General features: G+C 47.7%; 1 protein-coding gene. It reads right to left on the reverse strand.

The window, feature by feature from the left end:
* Positions 1 to 80 precede the first annotated feature (80 nt).
* Positions 81 to 20,954, reverse strand: coding sequence for a tandem-95 repeat protein (locus AB4503_RS11565; protein WP_408063665.1), 20,874 nt, complete (start codon positions 20,952 to 20,954; stop codon positions 81 to 83).
* Positions 20,955 to 20,963 lie beyond the last annotated feature (9 nt).

A 20,963-nucleotide genomic window follows, 5' to 3' on the forward strand; every position in this document is an offset into this window, starting at 1 on the left:
AACGCTACATGGCTTTAATGAGGGCAACTTTACGCTGCCCTATCTGCTTGTCGGTTTAGACTAAAACTAAGCTCTCTCGATTAAATCGAGCTTTGGTCGAAGTCGTTGCCTTGATCAGTTCCAGTTTGAGAATCTGAATCGAAGCTTCCAGAGTCGTCCGTGAAGTCGACACCTTGGTCTTGACCTCCCGCACTTGTCCAGTCGCTGCCACCAGATTCCATACCCGCCATGTCTGGTTGCTGTTCTTGCGTAGAGCCTTGCATGGTGTATTGATCATCGACCTCAACTTCAACAGAACCGCTAGCACCGTCTATTGAGCTACCCAATTCGTCGTAACCTTGGAATTGGATCTCGCTAGTACCTTCGTAACCTTCTGGAAGTTCAACAGATACAGGCTGCTCTAAGTTGCCACTGATTGTGAAGCTACCATCACCGTTATCCAGTGCGTTACTTACAGTAGCGCCCTCAGGTAAGCCAGACATATCAGCGTAATCAACCGATTCGTTACCACTCACCTCATCTGGAATCGAGATAGAGATAGTATCGCCCGGCGCCGCAGTTACATCTGCTGCGCTGTCTTCAGTTTCAGCATCTTGAGCTTGGTCATCAGCTTGTTGAGCCACTTCCACTTGTTGCTCTTCTGTTGCTTGAGCAGCTTGAACTTGTGGTTCATCACTTTGCACTGATTCATCGGCTACTTGAATACTTACACTGTGACTTGATACTTCACCGCCGTCGTTAACTTCGACATTCATCGCTAAATTGCCATCGAAGTCTTCGTTCGGCCAGTAAGTCCACTCACCTTCACCTGATTCGGCAAAGAAGCCAGCATCGTTCGCGTCTGCAACATCAACAACCTGTGCAGAATCACTCACGCCTAACTCATCCACCAGCTGTGCATCCGTGATAGTTAGTGAACCATCATCAGCTAAGGTATAACCTTCGCTCGCCGCTGCTTCATCGCCACTTTGGATATCCACATTGAAGAAGCTTTCGATGCGATTTTCGCCATCGGTCGCTATAAACGCAACTTGAACATCGCCGGTGTAGTCTTCAGCAGGAGTGAATTGATAGTTACCTTGGTTATCGCTCTCAATTACGCCCTGACCTTCCATCAAGCTTACTGACTCAATGCTCAAGCTGTCGCCTTCTGCATCGCTAAGATTCGCTAACATGTCTTCATCAGTGAACGACAAGGTGGCATCCGCTGCGATTTCCGTCGTTGTGATGCTGTTAACTTCTGGTGCTGCATTCCCTTGCGAGTCACCTTCTTTCACGACTACGCCAGTTTGCTCATCATGAAGCACGCCATCTTTATCAACTACGTACGCAATGTCTGCTTCGCCCGTGAAGCCTGGTGCTGGTGTGAACGTCCAAGTGCCATCGCCATTATCGACAATCTCACCTTGGCTGCGGTCGGCAAGATGAACCAGTTTCACTTCATCATCGCTGTCTGCATCCACATTCTCAGCCAAACCAATTAGGTCGTCCGCCGTTAGGATGATGGAATCACCCGCCACAGTTTCGAAATCACCTGAATCGATACCATCATCAAACGCTTCCGGCTCATCTCCGTAATCAACCGTTGTTGCGCTTACGGTTACGAAGAACTCACCATGGAAGTCTTCAGGCGGCGTCATTTGAATGTTTGAGATATCCCAGTCGAACAGGTCGATGTATTGACCCGGCTCGGTGATCATCACGGTATTCACACCATCTGTTACCTCGAATCCAACAGGGAAACCTGTCATCACCAAGTTACTTAGTGTTTCTGAATCATCGACTAGGCCAACGTTCAGTCCCAAGTGACCCGTTTCATCTTCGCCGAAGACTAATGGACCGTCATGGTCAGTTGAAATAACCGCGCCATCTGCGACAGGACGTACGTACACAGGAACATCGAGAACCGTTTCGAACTCACCGTCACTCACGACAACTTGTAGGTCAGAAACACCCGCAAAGTCGCCTGTTGGTGTGAATGTCCAAGTACCATCACCGTTGTCTGTAACTTCTCCGCCATCTTCACCGTCTGCGGTGATAATGCGAGAAACAACAAGGTCTGCGGTATCAATGTCACCGAACAAGTTCATCAAGTCGCCAGCATCGAAGGTGAACGCGCCATCTTCGTCTGTGGTCATCATTGCGTTGCCGACATTGAATGGTGCGTCGTTAACCGGAATGACATCCACATTCAGCGAGCCATCAACCACTTCTTCACCGTCAGTAGCTTGATAACCCAGTTCCACTAAGCCATTGAAGTCTTGAGTAGTCACTAAGTGATACATGCCGTCTGGTTGCTGAGTTAAGGTCGCGTTCGCTGGAGCTCGAACTGTGATGCTCTCAATGCTGATCTCGTCGCCATCAAGGTCTGTCACTTGATCCGCGATGTAAGCTGGGTCAATCACCATGACCACATCTTCTTCGCCTTGCATCTCAATCATTGGCGCTTCAGGTGCATCATTCACTGGCGTAACATCGATGTTGCCGTCGACTGAAATTGTCTCTTGGCCATCGCTAACGTTAAACGTCATTGGCACATCGCCATTGAAGTTTTCGTTTGGTGTAAATGACCAAGTACCATCTTCGTTATCTAGCAACTCACCCAAGCTAGGGTCGATTTGTAGACCAGAAGCCGACAGCTCGTCTGCGGTGTTATCGATGTCGGTAGCTTGAGCTAACAACATGTCTTGTGTGATAAGAATGGTGCTGTCTTCGGCTGTGGTTAGTTTCACATCCTCAGATTCAGGTCCATCGTTCACAGCCAGAACTTCGATACCTGCCGTTGTTGTTGCCGTTGCACCGTCATCATCGGTCACGACCACATCTAGGCTGATATCACCATTAAAGTTCTCGTTTGGCGTGAAGGTCACAGACCCATTATCGTTTTGAACCAAGGTGCCGTCAGAGCCTGAGTAAGTCACGCTTTCAAGTGACACTTCACCATCAACGTCAGAGCTATTAGCAATTAACTGCTCAGGGCTGATTGTGATGGTGCCATCTTCGTTCATTTGGTAAGACGTAGAACCCGCTACCGGCGCATCGTTAACATCCGTTACCGTCACACCAATATTGGCATCGACTGTCTCAGTGCCATCAGTCACTGTGAAGCCTAGGTTGACATCGCCATTGAAGTTCTCGTTCGGAGCAAAGCTATAAGTGCCGTCACCGTTATCAGTGAACACACCTTCTGCGCCCGTGTAAGACACGTCAACGATAGACAAGTCATCGCCGTCAATGTCTGCAGCACCTGCTAGTAGGTCTGCATCCGTGAAGATTAGCGTTCCATCTTCCTCAACAGTAAAGTTTTGGTCTTCTGCTGTTGGTAGGTCATTGACTGGGTTAACCGTTAGGTCGACTCCAGCTTGAACAGTTTCAAGGCCATCTGACACATCGAAGCTCAAATCAATGTCACCGTTGAAATCAGCATCCGGAGTGATAGTAAATGAACCATCTTCGTTCGCTGTTACGGTCGCATTGTCACCTGCAGATAGGTTGCTTGCGGTTAGTGCATCACCATCAACATCGGATGCGTTAGCCAGCAACTGCTCTTGAGATAGCGTAATTGAACCGTCTTCATCAACCGAGTAAGCCACGTTTCCGGCCACTGGTGCGTCGTTAACTGCAATAACTTCAATACCAGCGGTAGTCTGAGCCGTTGCACCGTCGTCATCAATAACCGTCACATCAAGGTTGATGTCGCCGTTAAAGTTTTCGTTTGGTGCGAACGTTACCGACCCATCTTCATTTTGAACCAAGATACCGTCTGCACCTGAGTAGCTCACGCTATCAAGCGACACTTCACCGTCCACATCGGAGCTATTAGCAATCAACTGCTCAGGGCTCAATGTGATGGTGCCATCTTCGTTCATTTGGTAAGACGTTGCGCCTGCCACTGGTGCATCGTTAACGTCTGTTACCGTTACGTCGATGTTAGCATCGACCGTCTCTGTACCGTCAGATACTGAGAAGTCTAGGCTTACGTCACCGTTGAAGTTCTCGTTCGGTGCAAAGGTGTAGGTTCCATCGCCATTGTCGGTAAACACACCCTCTGCGCCAGTGTAAGACACGTCGGCAACTGAAAGCTCATCACCATCAATATCAGAAGCACCTGCTAGCAGTTGCTCGTCCGTAAAGGTAAGCGAACCGTCTTCTTCAATGGTGTAAGCGACATCTTCTACAACTGCGATGTCATTCACTGGATTCACAGTAAGGTCAGCCGTTGCCACAACCGTTTCAGTACCATCAGAAAGGTCGAAGCTTAGGTCAATATCACCATTAAAGTCGGCATCCGGTGTAATAGTAAATGAACCATCATCGTTTGCCGTAACGGTAGCGCTATCACCCGCGGTTAGGTTGGCCGCGGTAAGATCATCGCCGTCCACATCCGATGCTTGAGCCAGCAGTTGCTCTTGGCTTAGCGTGATTGAACCATCTTCATCCACTGAGTAAGCCAAGTCACCTGACACTGGCGCGTCGTTAACCGCGATAACTTCAATACCCGCAGTGGTTTCAGCCGTTGCACCCTCTTCATCAGCAACGGTGACATCTAGGCTGACATTGCCGTTGAAGTTTTCATTTGGTGCGAAGCTGTAAGTACCATCACCATTGTCAGTAAATATACCGTCTGCGCCTGAGTAGGAAACGTCGCTAACGGATACATCACCTTCAATGTCTGAGCTGTTCGCAAGAAGCTGTGCTTCAGAGATGGTAATCACGTTATCTTCGTCAACGCTGTAGGTCGTTGAACCTGCAACCGGCAAGTCATTAACAGCAATGACGTCGATACCTGCGGTTGTTTCAGCGGTTGCGCCATCTTCATCCATAACAGATACATCAAGACTGATGTCACCGTTAAAGTTTTCGTTTGGAGCAAAGGTGTAAGTACCATCACCATTATCAGTGAATACACCATCAGTGCCGCTGTAGCTTACATCGCTGACAAACACTTCCCCTTCAACATCCGAGCTATTCGCTAGAAGTTGTGCATCGCTTAGGGTGATACTGCCGTCTTCTTCAACACTGTAAGTCGTAGAACCCGCTACCGGTACGTCGTTGATTGGAACCACTTGAACATCAATATTCGCCGATACAACATCTGTACCATCACTCACATCGTAAGTTAGGTCGACATTACCATTGAAGTTCTCGTTTGGAGCAAAGGTATAAGTACCGTCGCCGTTATCCGTGAACACACCGTCTGTACCTTCGTAGTTAACCGACTCGACAGAAAGGTCATCGCCATCAATATCCGTTGCACCAGCCAATAGCTGTTCATCGGTAAAGGTCAGCGAACCATCTTCATTAATGGTGTAGTCGTGGTCGTAAATTACAGAAAGGTCGTTAACTGCTGTTACGGTCACGTCTAGTTCCGCTGGAGTAACCCCACCGTTGCCATCGTCTACGTTGTAGCTAATCGAGAATTCACCATTGAAGTTCTCTTCCGGTGTAATGGTGTAAGTACCATCACCATTGTCAGTGATAAGAGCGTTCTCAATGGAAACATCTCCAACACTTGGTTCGTTACCACCCGTTTCACCAGAATCATCACCTTCCTCGCCGGTTAGCAATTCAGAGATATCAATGCCGTTTTCATTCGCGAGCGCTTCTTCTGCCGTTGGTAAATCAAACGCATTCTCGCTGCCTACATCTTGGCTTGGAACAATAACGCCGTTCACGATATCGAATACATGCCAGTGGTCACCCGATGGGCTTTCAGATAAATCAGGGCTAAAGGTTTCAACCAATGTATCGCCTACAAACACCTGAACTTGTACATCTTCAACACCATCTACATCCCAACTTCTGTTGGTGTAGTTGTGTACTGAATAGTGCATGTCCGCATCTTGGTAGTTTGGAATGGTGATGGTTTCAGGGCCGCCACCATTTGTGTCATCTACATCTTGTTGAACAACGTTACCTTCACCAAGATCATGGCTCATGTCGCGGTAGTAGATATGGTCTAACTCATTGCCATTCTCTGTATCGTATAGCCATAAGTGGTTATCCATATCACGAGGACTTTCACCCCAAGTCACCACGATACGCATATCTGTTTCTTCAAGTACTTCCGATATTGCGGTTACGCCGCCATTCACATCTTCGCCCGCAGGGACAAGGAAGCTACTGGTAATTGAACCTTCTTGTTCAATGGTTACCGTGCCTTGGTCAACGACTGAACCTGTAACAGAGTAATTACCTGAATCATCCGTTACTGTGGTGTAGCTATTGCCAGCGCTGTCGGTCAGGGTGACTTCTGCACCAGACACTGGATTACTGGTTTCAGCGTCCAACACTGTACCGGTTACGGTTGTTTCATCGCCCTGTTCTCCAATAATTGCGGTCATGTCATCGTCTTCGATGTCAGTCGCGAATTGTAGGAGCTCTTCTTGAGTAATGGTGTATGAACCATCTTCTTCAATGGTTATCGCCACATCAGCAGAAACAATCGGTGCGTCGTTCACTGGGTCAACGGTTAAGCCTAAGTTAGCGGCAATTGGAGTGTCGCCATCGCTGATGCTGTAGGCAACATCGATGTAGCCATTGAAGTTTTCGCTTGGAGTGATTGAGAACGTGCCATCGCCATTGTCGACAATCGTTGCATCGTCACCCACTAAGGTTAAGTCGGAAGCGACAAGGTCGTCGCCCTCAATATCAGCGGCATTCGCAAGTAGCTGCTCCTGCGTGATAGTGATGACATGATCTTCATCAACGTTCGCGTAAACATCAGATGTCGTTGGCAAGTCATTGACTGGGTTTACCGTCAGATCGGCGTTCGCCACAATTGACTCAGTGCCGTCTGAAATATCAAAGCTTAGGTCGATATCGCCATTGAAGTTCGCATCTGGCGTTACCGTAAAGGTGCCATCGCCATTATCAACAACGGTTGCATTATCGCCTGCGCTTAAGTTGCTTGCGGTCAGATCATCGCCATCCACATCAGATGCTTGAGACAGCAACTGCTCTTGAGTCAGAGTAATCGAACCATCTTCATCAATGCTGTATGCCAAGTCACCCGATACTGGTGGATCATTAATTGGAAGAACATCAATACTTGCGCTGGTGGCTACTGTCGCACCGTCTTCATCTGTCACCACTACATCGAGGCTAACATCGCCATCGAAGTTTGCGTTCGGTGCAAAGCTGAATGTGCCGTTGCCGTTGTCAGTAAAGATACCGTCAGCGCCTGTGTAAGTAACACTATCAATCGCCACTTCACCTTCAATATCAGAAGAGTTCGCCAACAGTTGCTCTGCACTGATGGTGATAACTTCATCTTCGTTGACTGAGTAACTGGTTGAGCCTGCGATTGGCGGATCGTTCACCTCAAGTACAGTGATTCCCGCGGTAGTCGCTTCTGTTGCCCCTTCTTCATCGGTAACAACAACCGCTAAACTCACATCTCCATTGAAGTTCTCGTTTGGAGAGAAGGTGTAAGTGCCGTCACCGTTGTCTTCGAACACACCATCACTGCCAGTGTAAGTCACGCTATCAATCGCAACCTCACCTTCAATATCTGAAGAGTTGGCTAATAGCTGTTCGTTACTGATCGTGATTGAGTTGTCTTCATGCACAGTGTAAGACGTGCTACCCGCCACTGGTGGATCGTTCTCAGGCGTCACGCTCACATCAATGTTGGCTTGAACCGTATCCGTGCCATCTGACACATCAACGCTGAAGTTCACATCACCATTGAAGTTCTCGTTTGGCGCAAAGCTGTAGCTTCCGTCACCATTGTCGGTAAGCACACCATCAGCACCAGTGTATGTCACACCTTCGACTGTTAGGTCGTCACCTTCAACATCCGTTGCACCCGTTAACAGGTCTGCGTCAGTGAAGTTAAGAACCCCATCTTCACCAATAGTGAATGCTTGATCTTGTGGCTCTGGCGCATCATTGACAGGTGTTACCGTCAAGTCTAGGCCAGCCGCGACCATGTCCTCTCCATCGGTGACATCGTAACTAAATTCGATTTTACCGTTGAAGTTTTCACTCGGTGTAATGGTGAAACTGCCATCGTCGTTCATTTGAACGGTCGCATTTTCATCATTGGTGGTTAGGTTGATTGCTGATAGGTCATCACCATCAATGTCGACAGCGTGCTCTAGCAACTGCTCTTGAGTTAGCGTGATGCTGTTATCTTCGGCTGTAACGGCACTAATATCACCGTCAACTTCTGGAGCATCGTTCGCAGGTGAGATGTGAATCGTCACATCTTGGGTTGCCGTCGCGGTGGTGCCCGTATCAACATCAGTCGATGTCGCATTTACAGTTAGAACCACATCACCATTGAAGTCACCTGAAGGGATAAACTCTAGCCCTTCTAGCTCGCCTGGTTGCAATGACCATGTGCCATCACCGTTATCGGTACCTGCAGAAAGCGAGCTGCCTTCCGGCACATCTTCAATCAAAATAGCAAGGTTTTCTGAACCATCGGTATCAGTAAGCGCCGCATCAATATCAAGTGGTACAGGTGTATCTTCGGTACCAATGATTTGGTAATCCGCGTCAGACACTGTGATTTCAATGTTATCGATGCCAAACGACTCATCACTTACACCTTGATTCAAGGTTGAACCGAAGCCTAACTCAAGTTGGCCGTCTTCAACGGGTACCGTTAGGTTGATTTGGTGTGCTTGGTCGTTCCAACCACTGAAGCCTTCACCTTGCGACACGCCGTGAACAACTTCACCGACTTCATTGCCCGCTGAATCGTACAACGTTGTAGTGCCATCTTGAGTTTGGAACGCCGAGTTATCTAACGAAGTAAGCTCTTCGCCGCCGACAAAGATTTGGAATGACTCACCATCCCAAGAATCAATTTCGTAGAAACTGAACGAGATATTAACTTCGCTCACATCACTTGGAATGTCGTAAGTTTTGCTGACAGCTTCATCGCCACCAGTGCCACCAATACGACCTAGCATGTCACCTGATTCGAAGCCTTGTGAGCTTTCAGTACCGGTATTCCAACCGTTTGAGCCAGACTCGAAGTTGTCTGAAGCAATGACCAAGTCAGACGCAATCGACAGCTCTGGCATATCAACCACAGATTGAACATCAATTGTCGCTTCTGCTGGTACTGTCGCGGTACCGTCATTCACGTCGAACGTCACATTCACATTGCCGTCGAAGTTTTCATTCGGTGCGAATGTGTAAGTGCCGTCGCCGTTATCAACCAAAGTACCGCTATCTGAAGCCACATTTTCAACCGATAGGTTATCACCATCAATGTCGCCCGCATTTTGCAGCAGTTGTTCTTCTGTGAAGGTAAAGCTGGTGTCTTCTTGAGTCACAAATTGTGGCTCACCGACTGTTGGCAGGTCATTAACTGGGTTAACCGTTAGGTCAGCCGTTGCTTGAAGCGTCGCATCACCATCGGTAATGTCGAAGTTCAAATCAATGTCGCCATTGAAGTTCGCATCTGGTGTGATAGTAAAGCTACCGTCATCGTTTGCAGTGACGGTCGCATCACCACCAACGGTCAGGTTAGCCGCTGTTAAGTCATCGCCGTCAACATCACTCGCTTGAGCAAGTAATTGCTCTTGGCTCAAGGTAATTGAACCATCTTCGTCCACGCTGTACGCCAAGTCGCCCGATACCGGAGCATCGTTAACAGGCAGAACATCAATGCTTGCGTTGGTCGCTACGGTTGCGCCTTCTTCATCAGTAACGACAACATCAAGGCTTACGTCGCCATCGAAGTTAGCGTTAGGTGCGAAGCTGAATGTTCCGTCACCATTGTCGGTAAAGATACCGTCTGAACCTGTGTAGTTAACGCTATCAATCGCCACTTCACCTTCGATATCAGAAGCGTTTGCCAACAGTTGCTCTGAACTGATGGTGATAACTTCGTCCTCGTTGACTGAGTAGCTGGTTGAGCCTGCGATTGGTGGATCGTTCACCTCAAGTACAGTAATACCCGCGGTGGTCGCTTCAGTTGCGCCCTCTTCATCGGTAACGACAACATCAAGGCTAACTTCGCCGTTGAAGTTTTCGTTTGGCGAGAAGGTGTAAGTACCGTCACCATTGTCTTCAAAGACACCGTCAGCGCCAGTGTAAGTAACGCTGTCAACGGCCACATTACCTTCAATGTCCGAAGAGTTAGCAAGTAACTGTTCGTCGCTGATGGTAATTGAGTTGTCTTCATGAACGGTGTAAGACGTGCTACCTGCAACCGGTGGATCATTCTCTGGTGTCACGCTGACATCAATGTTGGCTTGAACCGTATCCGTGCCATCTGACACATCAAAACTGAAGTTTACATCACCATTGAAGTTCTCGTTTGGCGCAAAGCTGTAGCTTCCGTCGCCATTATCAGTAAGAACACCGTCCGCACCTGTGTAAGTAACGCCTTCAACCGATAGGTCATCCCCATCAATGTCGGTCGCACCTGTTAGCAAGTCTTCATCAGTGAAGCTCAAGATGCCGTCTTCGCCAATGCTGAACGTTTGATCTTGTGGTTGTGGAAGGTCATTAACTGGGTTAACGGTGAGGTCAGCCGTCGCAACAAGCGTATCTGTACCGTCGCTAATGTCGAACGTTAGGTCAATGTCACCATTGAAGTTCGCATCTGGCGTAATGGTAAAGCTGCCGTCATCGTTAGCAACAACCGTCGCGTCTCCATCAACAATCAAGTTAGAAGCAGTAAGGTCGTCTCTGTCTACATCGCTTGCTTGAGAAAGAAGCTGCTCTTGGCTCAAGGTAATCGAACCGTCTTCCTCAACACTGTATGCCAGGTCGCCTGATACTGGCACGTCGTTGATTGGTAATACATCAACCGTAATAAACGTATCAACTTGAGCGCCGTCTTCATCTTGAATGGTCACATCCAACTGCACTTGGCCGTTGAAGTTTTCATTCGGAGCGAAGCTACATGTACCGTCACCATTGATTGAGAAGATACCGTCTGGGCCATCGTAGTTGATCTCAACAAGCTCAACATCACCTTCAATATCAGAAGCGTTCAGCAGAACTTGAGACTCATTGAAAGTCAGTACTGAATCTTCATCGATGGTGTATGACGTTGGGCCAGCAACTGGCGGATCGTTCACCTCAAGGACAGTAATACCCGCAGTTGTTGCTTCGGTCGCGCCATCTTCATCCGTAACGACAACATCTAGGCTAACTTCGCCATTGAAGTTCTCGTTTGGAGAGAAGGTATATGTGCCGTCACCGTTGATTTCCAGAACACCGTCGCTACCACTGTAAGTCACGTTATCAATTGCGACTTCGCCTTCGATATCCGAAGAGTTCGCTAGCAATTGTTCGTTACTGATCGTAATAGAGTTGTCTTCATGAACCGTGTAAGACGTGCTACCCGCAACCGGAGGATCATTCTCTGGCGTCACGCTCACATCAATGTTAGCGGTTACCGTATCGGTTCCATCTGATACATTGAACGAGAAGTTCACATCGCCATTGAAGTTTTCATTCGGCGCGAAACTGTAGGTGCCATCGCCATTATCGGTTAGGACACCATCTGCGCCAGTGTAAGTTACACCTTCAACACTTAGGTCGTCCCCTTCAATGTCCGTTGCACCTGTTAATAGGTCTTGGTCATTGAACGTTAACACGCCATCTTCGCCGACTGTGAATGCGTGGTCTTGTGCTTCTGGACCGTCATTTACTGGTGAAACTGTTAACTCAAGGTTGGTAGAGACAACATCATCACCATCAGACACATCAAACGTAAAGCTCACATCGCCATTGAAATCAGCATCTGGCGTTAATGTGTACGTACCATCACCGTTATCGGTAATCGTAACGCTCTCATCATCGGTTGCTAAATTCAGAGCCGTCAACTGATCGCCATCTAAATCACGCGCATTAGCCAATAAGTCTTCTTGCGTAATGATGATTGAACCATCTTCTTCAACCGTTGCAGAAACCGGAAGTGCTTCAGGTGCGTGCTCAATGTGCGCGCCTGTCGCGTTAATGTAGATGGTTTGAGATACCGTTTCAGAATCATCATTCGATAACTCTGTCGCAGTTGCGGTTACATGAACTTCAAGCTGCTCATTGAAGTCTTCTGGTAACTGGATTTGTAACGCATTTTCGATAGCCGTTGTTGGTAAGTTCACCGTACCATCAGGGCCAACCGTTACTTCACCGCTGTAGATTTGGCTGTTCACTTCACCGACATCGATTGTGAAGTTGAAGTCAGAATAGTCAGCATCACCGCCGCCATACAAATCTTCAAATCCGTAAACCAGCTCGCCGTCTTCATTAACCGTAGTACGAGTATGTTCGATACCATCTTGGTTTAGCTGAGAGCTTGAACCACCATGGAAGATCGCGTCACCATTCTGGCCTTGAATCACTGTCTCGGTTCCATCAGCAGCCACAAAGACAAGTTGAGGATCAACCGTATCCATGTTCGCAGGCGAACCATCCTCAGCACGGAACTCGTACTGACCGTCTTGCATCGCATCAAAGTCGTTGTGCTGATGTCCGTTTGGAATTAAGAACAGGTTAAAGCTTTCGCCTTCCTCGACTTGGAAGCTGAATTGATCTTGCCCTGGAACAAGGTCGCCGCCACCACCAACTTGTGATGCGTTTTCGTAAACAACTTCAACACCTGTGATGTTGCCGTCTTCGTCTACTTTGTAGTAACCCGCAGCGTTTTGGTAGCCAGCCGTCTCACCTTCAAACGTTACTATGATTTCAGTGTCGTTGTAACTGGTGATACCGTTCTCTTGGTCATTCAGAACGCCTTCGTTATCGTATTGAATAACCGAACCTTCTGGCACACCATCTACTGTAACAGTGAGTGTTTCAGACAAGTCTTGGTCGACAAGTGCCGCAGCAATGTTCAGTTCAACAATACCGCCTGGCTCAACCAAAATCGCCTGGTCGTCGACGTTAACACCATCACCATCCGTGATAACTAAGTCAGGCGCATCAGCAACTGCTTCAATGTGAACATTAATGTCTTGTTCAACTTCATCCGTACCGTCTGTCACAGTAAAGCTGAACTGCAGATCACCACTGAAGTGCTCTTCAGGAACGAAGCTGAACGTGCCATCGCCGTTGTCGGTTACTGTGCCTTCATCACCAGAGTAATTGATGCTGGTAACGCTTAGGTCGTCGCCATCAATATCAATTGCAGCACTCAATAGATCTTCTTGAGTGAACAGGATGCTGCCATCCTCTTCGATGTGGTACATTCCTGGAGCAACAATTGGAATGTCATTCACCGGATTAACGGTCAATGTCATATCATTAGACGTGCTCAGCTCACCGTCGCTCACCTCATAAGTGAATGCAATATCGCCATTGAAGTTCTCTGAAGGTGTCACTGTGTACGTGCCATCACCATTGTCTACAATGCTGGCATTTGGATCGTTAGTTTCAAGCGCGCTTGCAAACAACTCATCGCCATCTTGGTCGCTCGCGTTCTCCAACAACATTTCTTGTGTAACGAGGATTGAACCATCTTCGTCGACATCTGCCACCATTGGCGTCGCTTCTGGCGCATCGTTGACGAACTCAACTTTTAGGTCGATGTTTGCGGCAACCACATCAGTGCCATCGCTCACATCAAACGCTAAGTCAACGTTACCGAAGAAGCCCTGCTCTGGTGTTAATGTGTATGTTCCATCGCCATTGTCTGTGACTTCTACCGTGTCGCTTGCACTCGTCACATTCACAACTGACAGTTCGTCGCCTTCAATGTCTGTCGCTTGTTCTAATAGTTCAGCTTCGGTAATGGTAATCGCTTGACCGTCTTCCGTAGTGAAAGACATGTCAGGCACGTCTGGAGCATCGTTGATAGGGTTTACGGTTAGGTTGAGGTCAGCCGCAACAGTTTCGATCGCGTCAGTGACATCATAAGTAAACTCAATCTCACCAAAGAAATCTGCACTTGGTGTAATAGTGAAGCTACCGTCTGGGTTTTCTACAACAACCGCATTTGGATCGTTGGTCGCAAAGTTAACCGCTTCAAGGTTATCGCCATCTACATCGGTTGCATTCGCTAACAGATCCTCTTGAGTGATAGTGATTGAACCATCTTCATCAACAGCGGCTTCAATTGGACCACCAACCTCTGGGCCTTCATTGACAATTTCAACGTCAACTCTTGCTGTACTTGGTGCGCTTGCTTGGCCATCACTGATATCGAAAGTCAGATTCACTTCACCGTAGAAGTCTTCTGCAGGTTCGAAGGTAAATGTATTATCACCGTTATCCGTTAACGTACCTTGCGTTTGGTCTGCAAGTAATAGGTTTTCGACATGAAGAATGTCGCCATCAACATCGGTAGCACCAGACAATAGGTCTTTCGCTTCGATGATCATGGAGCCGTTTTCAAGCATTTGGGTGTGCAATGGTTCACCCGGAACCGGCACATCATTGACTGGTACGACCGTTAGGTCTAGATGCGTTGCAACTTCATCAGTTCCATCAAACACCTTGTAGTCGATGTCGATTTCACCATTGAAGTTTTCATTCGGCATGAAGGTAAACGTACCATCGCCGTTATCAACTAGCTCACCGTTATCACCACCGTAAGTGATGTCAGAAATAGACAGCGTATCGCCTTCCACATCTGTGGTGTTCGCTAGCAAGTCATCTGCACTGAACGTGATACCTTCATCTTCATCTGTCGATAGAACAATCGGGCCAGAAACGATTGGCGCATCATTTACTGATTCGAAATTGATATTGATGATATTGCTGTCTGTCAGCTCACCATCGGTAACTTGGTAACCAAGTTCGATTTCACCATGGAAGTTTTCATCCGGTGTTACCGTCCAAGTGCCATCACCATTATCGGTGAGTGTTGCATGCTCTGAGTTTTCACCCACTAGCTCTAGATTTTCAATATCAAGGTCGTCGCCATCAATATCAGATGCTTGCGCCAGTAGTTGCTCTTCGGTAATCACAACCGAAGCAAACTGGGCAGAACCATCGGTATCGACAGTAATATTCGGAAGATCAGCCGTTAACTCGATTTCGTTGTCACCCGCATGGATATTCAACTCAACCGTTTCAGTAATCTCTGAGCCATCTACACCAATCGATGTAAACACCGCTTCATCATGACAAGTTTGTGACACTGTCATGTTTTGAACGACGTAAGTACCATTACCTTGCACGGTACCGAGCTCAAAGTAGGACACTGGTTGATCAACCGTTAGCGTGTAATCTGTCTCGAAAGTACCACGGTCTTCTTTGTGGTAAGTCATCGAGTCAATTAGGTCGCCATCCTCATTGAACGCTTTGATTTCTACTTCTGTAAAGTGACGAGACTCTTCCATGAACCAGCCACCCAAACCATCTAGGTGGAAACTGATTTCATTGATGTCTTGACCTTCAACTGAAACCGTCAGTTTCTCATCACCACTTAAGCCTTGGCGGTCAGTATCACCGATACCATGACCAATGTGGGTGTTGCCATTCCAGGCACCAAGAGGGTCATCGTTACTTTGAACAGTTACCGTTAAGTCACCATCTGAGAACTCACGCGTATAAGGGTCAACTTCTGTACCCCAATCATCCACACTCGCGTTATCGTCAAACGTACCGATTTGTGTGGTGTGTGTACCTTCAGCAAGAGCATCTTCACTTGGAACAAAGCGCACTTCGGTATCTGCAGGAACTTCTTGTCCTACTTCCAGTACCACCCATTCGTCATTCACATTTGCTTCAATGATGCCGTTTTCTGGCGCTTGGTCTAAACGTAGTGCTGGTTCTTCACGAAGTGTCACACCAACTGTTTGGTCTTCTTGCGCTTGGATGAAGATTTCATCGCCCGCTTCTGGCGCATCGTTGACAGGGTTAACCGTCAAGTCGAGTGTCGTCAGAACTTCATTCTCACCATCACTGATGCTGTATGTGAAGTCCAACTCGCCATTGAAGTTTTCTGTGTGCGTAATAGTGAATGAACCATCGTCATTAGTAACAATTGTCGCATCTGGATCGTTGGTTTGTAGGTTAGATGCCGTTAACTCATCACCTTCAACATCGGTCGCATTAGCGAGTAACTGCTCTTGAGTAATGGTGATTGAATTATCTTCATCGACTTCAGCCTGAATGCCCGAAGTTTCAGGTCCGTCATTCACAGCGATAACATCGATGCTAGCGGTTGTGGTTGCGGTTGCACCGTCTTCGTCAACGACAACAACGTCTAGTGAAATATCACCATCGAAGTTTTCATTTGGCGTAAAGGTGTAAGTACCATTGCCATTATCAACAAAAGAGCCGTCATCACCGGAGTACGATACTCCAGACAGTGAAACATCACCTTCTACATCGGAAGAGTTTGCCAATAATTGCTCATCACTGATCGTGATTTGGCCATCTTCTTGAACTGTGTACGATGTTGAGCCCGCTACTGGTGGGTCATTCTCAGGCGTTACGCTGACATCAATAACAGCTGATGTTGAATCAGTACCGTCAGAGACATCGAATGAGAATTGAACATCACCATTGAAGTTCTCGTTTGGAGCAAAGCTATATGTGCCGTCGCCATTATCGCTAAGAACACCATCTGCACCTGTGTAGAGTACGTTTTCAATCGACAGTTCATCACCATCAATATCCGACGCACCTGCAAGCAGGTCAGCATCGGTGAAGAGTAACGTACCGTCTTCTTCAATCGTGAACTGTTGATCTTGCGCTTGTGGCAAGTCATTAACCGGATTCACGGTAATGTCTAGGCCAACTTGAACTGAACCACCATCGTTATCGATGATATCGAAGTTCAGATCTAGGTCACCGTTGTAATCTGCGTTCGGTGTGATGGTGTAGCTGCCATCATCATTGTGTTGGATGGTCGCATTTTCATCAGTAGATAGATTGATAGCTTCTAAGTTATCGCTATCGATATCACCTGCTCTTGCTAGCAATTGCTCTTGGCTTAGCGTGATGGAGCTATCTTCATTGATGGTGTAAGCCAAATCGCCCGATACTGGCGCATCATTGATTGGCAATACATCAACGCTAATGTGTGTTTCAACCGTTGCGCCATCTTCATCTTGAATGGTCACACCCAGTTGAACCTGACCATTGAAGTTTTCGTTGGGTGCAAAGCTGCATGTACCATCACCATTTACAGTGAAGATACCGTCAGAGCCATCGTAGTTAATGCCAACAAGTTCTACATCGCCTTCGATATCCGAAGCATTCACAAGAATCTGAGATTCACTGAACGTCAGAACCGAATCTTCGTCAATGGTGTATGACGTTGGACCCGCAACTGGTGGATCGTTCACTTCAAGAACGGTAATACCTGCTGTGGTTTCATCAATTGCACCTTCTTCATCTGCAACAATCACATCAAGGCTGATATCACCGCTGAAGTTTTCATTAGGAAGGAAGGTATAGCTGCCATCGCCGTTATCTTGGAACACACCATCAGTGCCACTGTAAGTCACAGTATCAACCGACACCGCACCTTCAATATCCGAAGAGTTAGCTAGCAACTGTTCATCAGAAATTGTGATGGCATTGTCTTCATTGACCATGTATGAGGTTGAACCCGCAACTGGCGGATCGTTCTCAGGAGTCACACTCACATCAATGTTAGCGCTAACGGTTTCTGTGCCATCAGACACATCGAAACTGAAGTTCACATCGCCATTGAAGTTTTCATTTGGCGCAAAGGTATAAGTACCATCACCGTGGTCGGTCAGTACGCCATCACCACCTGTATAGCTAATACCTTCAACGGTTAAGTCGTCGCCATCAATATCGGTGGCACCGGTAAGTAAGTCGGCGTCTGTAAATTGAAGCGTACCGTCTTCTGCGATACTGAATTGTTGGTCTTGAGGAACCGGCAAGTCATTAACTGGGTTAACAGTAAGATCGGCGGTTGCTTGAACCGTGTCAGTACCGTCAGTGATGTTGAATTGAATATCAATGTCACCATTGAAGTTCGCATCTGGTGTGATGGTGAAACTGCCGTCATCGTTAGCTACAACCGTCGCATCACCACCAACTGTTAAGTCACTTGCGGTTAGATCTTCGCCTTCTACATCGGACGCTTGAGACAACAGCTGATCTTGGCTCAGTGTGATTGAACCATCTTCGTTAACGTTGTAAGCCAAATCACCAGACACTGGCGCATCATTGATTGGTAATACGTCAACATTGATGACGGTTTCCACTTCTGCACCATCTTCATCACGAATGGTGACATCAAGCTGAACTTGGCCATTAAAGTTCTCATTTGGAGCGAAGCTGCAAGTGCCGTCACCATTTACTGAGAAGATACCCTCAGGGCCATCGTAGCTAATACCAACAAGATCAACATCCCCTTCTACATCTGAGGCGTTAAGCAACACTTGAGACTCACTGAAGGTCAGTACTGAGTCTTCATCAATGGTGTAAGACGTAGGGCCTGCAACCGGCGGATCGTTCACTTCAAGAACATTGATGCCCGCGGTCGTTGAGTCGGTCGCACCATCTTCATCAGCAACAACCACATCCAGTGCAATTTCACCGCTGAAGTTCTCATTTGGCGAGAAGGTGTAAGTGCCGTTACCATTGATTTCGAGGACACCGTCGCTACCAGAGTAAGTCACGCTGTCTATCGATACATCACCTTCAATATCTGAAGATGTTGCCAATAGTTGTGCATCAGAAATGGTAATCGAATTATCTTCATTCACCGTGTAGGACGTTGAGCCCGCAACAGGCGGATCGTTCTCAGGAGTCACGCTAACATCAATGTTTGCAGACACGGTATCGGTACCGTCTGACACATCGAAGCTAAAGCTCACATCACCATTGAAGTTTTCGTTTGGAGCAAAGCTATATGATCCCTCCCCCAAGTCAGTCAGTACGCCATCAGTGCCTTCATAAGTGATGCCCTCAACCGTCAGGTTATCACCTTCAACGTCTGTCGCGCCTGTAAGCAGATCCGCGTCTGTGAACTGTAAAGTACCGTCTTCTGCAATACTGAACTGTTGATCTTGAGGTACTGGTAGGTCGTTTACTGGGTTAACCGTTAGGTCAGCCGATGCTTGAACGGTATTGGTGCCATCAGAGATATCGAAACTGATATCGATGTCACCGTTGAAGTTCTCATCTGGCGTAATCGTGAAACTGCCGTCATCATTAGCAACGACTGTTGCATCACCGTCAACCGTTAGGCTGCTAGCTGTTAGGTCATCGCCTTCTACGTCAGAAGCTTGCGATAGAAGCTGCTCTTGGCTTAGACGAATCGAACCGTCTTCGTCGATTGAGTACGCTAGGTCACCAGACACAGGCGCATCATCTACGGCAGTTACGCTTACGTCGATGTTTGCTGACACCGTATCGGTGCCGTCAGACACATCAAAACCGAAGTTTACGTCGCCATTGAAGTTTTCATTTGGCGCAAAGGTGTACGTACCGTTGCCATTGTCAGTAAGGATACCGTCGCCACCATCGTAGGTCACACCTTCAACCGTTAGGTTATCACCTTCAATGTCGGTAGCGCCTGTTAACAGGTCGGCATCAGTAAAGATTAACGTGCCGTCTTCTTCAACGCTGAACTGTTGATCTTGAGGTACTGGCAGGTCATTAACTGGGTTAACGGTTAGGTCAGCTGATGCTTGAACCGTATTAGTACCATCTGAGATATCGAAGCTGATATCGATGTCACCATTGAAGTTCTCATCTGGCGTGATGGTGAAGCTGCCGTCATCATTAGCTACAACCGTCGCATCTCCACCAACCGTAAGGTCGCTAGCTGTCAGGTCATCGCCTTCAACATCTGACGCTTGCGATAGCAATTGCTCTTGGCTTAAACGGATAGAACCGTCTTCATCGATTGAGTACGCTAGGTCACCAGACACAGGCGCATCATCAACCGTAGTCACACTTACATCGATGTTGGCAGAGACCGTATCGGTGCCGTCAGAGACATCGAAGCCGAAGTTGACGTCGCCATTGAAGTTTTCATTCGGAGCAAAGGTGTACGTGCCGTTACCGTTGTCGGTAAGGATACCGTCGCCACCATCGTAGGTCACACCTTCAACCGTTAGGTTGTCACCTTCAATGTCTGTCGCGCCTGTAAGCAGATCCGCGTCTGTGAACAGTAAAGTACCGTCTTCTTCAACACTGAATTGCTGATCTTGAGGAACTGGCAGGTCATTGATTGGGTTAACGGTTAAATCGGCAGAAGCTTGAACGGTATTGGTACCATCTGAGATATCGAAGCTGATATCAATGTCGCCATTGAAGTTCTCATCTGGCGTGATGGTGAAACTGCCATCATCGTTAGCTACAACCGTCGCATCACCACCAACCGTTAGGCCGCTGGCAGTCAGGTCATCGCCTTCCACGTCAGATGCTTGTGATAGCAATTGCTCTTGGCTTAAACGGATAGAACCGTCTTCATCGATTGAGTACGCTAGGTCACCAGACACTGGTGCATCATCAACGGCAGTTACGCTCACATCGATGTTTGCAGATACCGTATCGGTTCCGTCTGACACATCGAAACCGAAGTTTACGTCACCATTGAAGTTTTCATTTGGCGCAAAGGTGTATGTGCCATTACCGTTGTCGGTAAGAATACCGTCGCCACCATCGTAGGTCACACCTTCAACCGTTAGGTTATCACCTTCGATGTCTGTAGCACCTGTTAACAGGTCTGCATCGGTGAAGATGAGCGTGCCATCTTCTTCAACGCTGAACTGTTGATCTTGAGGGACTGGCAGGTCGTTAACTGGGTTAACCGTTAGGTCAGCTGATGCTTGAACCGTATTGGTGCCATCAGAGATATCGAAACTGATATCGATGTCACCATTGAAGTTCTCATCTGGCGTAATCGTGAAACTGCCATCATCGTTTTGAGTAACGGTTGCATCACCGCCAACCGTTAGGCCGCTGGCAGTCAGGTCATCGCCTTCCACGTCAGAGGCTTGAGAAAGCAGCTGCTCTTGGCTTAGACGAATCGAACCGTCTTCATCGATTGAGTACGCTAGGTCACCCGATACAGGCGCATCATCAACCGCAGTCACACTTACATC

It is taken from the genome of Vibrio sp. 10N.222.55.B11 (assembly GCF_041473705.1).
Classification (GTDB): Bacteria; Pseudomonadota; Gammaproteobacteria; order Enterobacterales; family Vibrionaceae; genus Vibrio; species Vibrio crassostreae_C.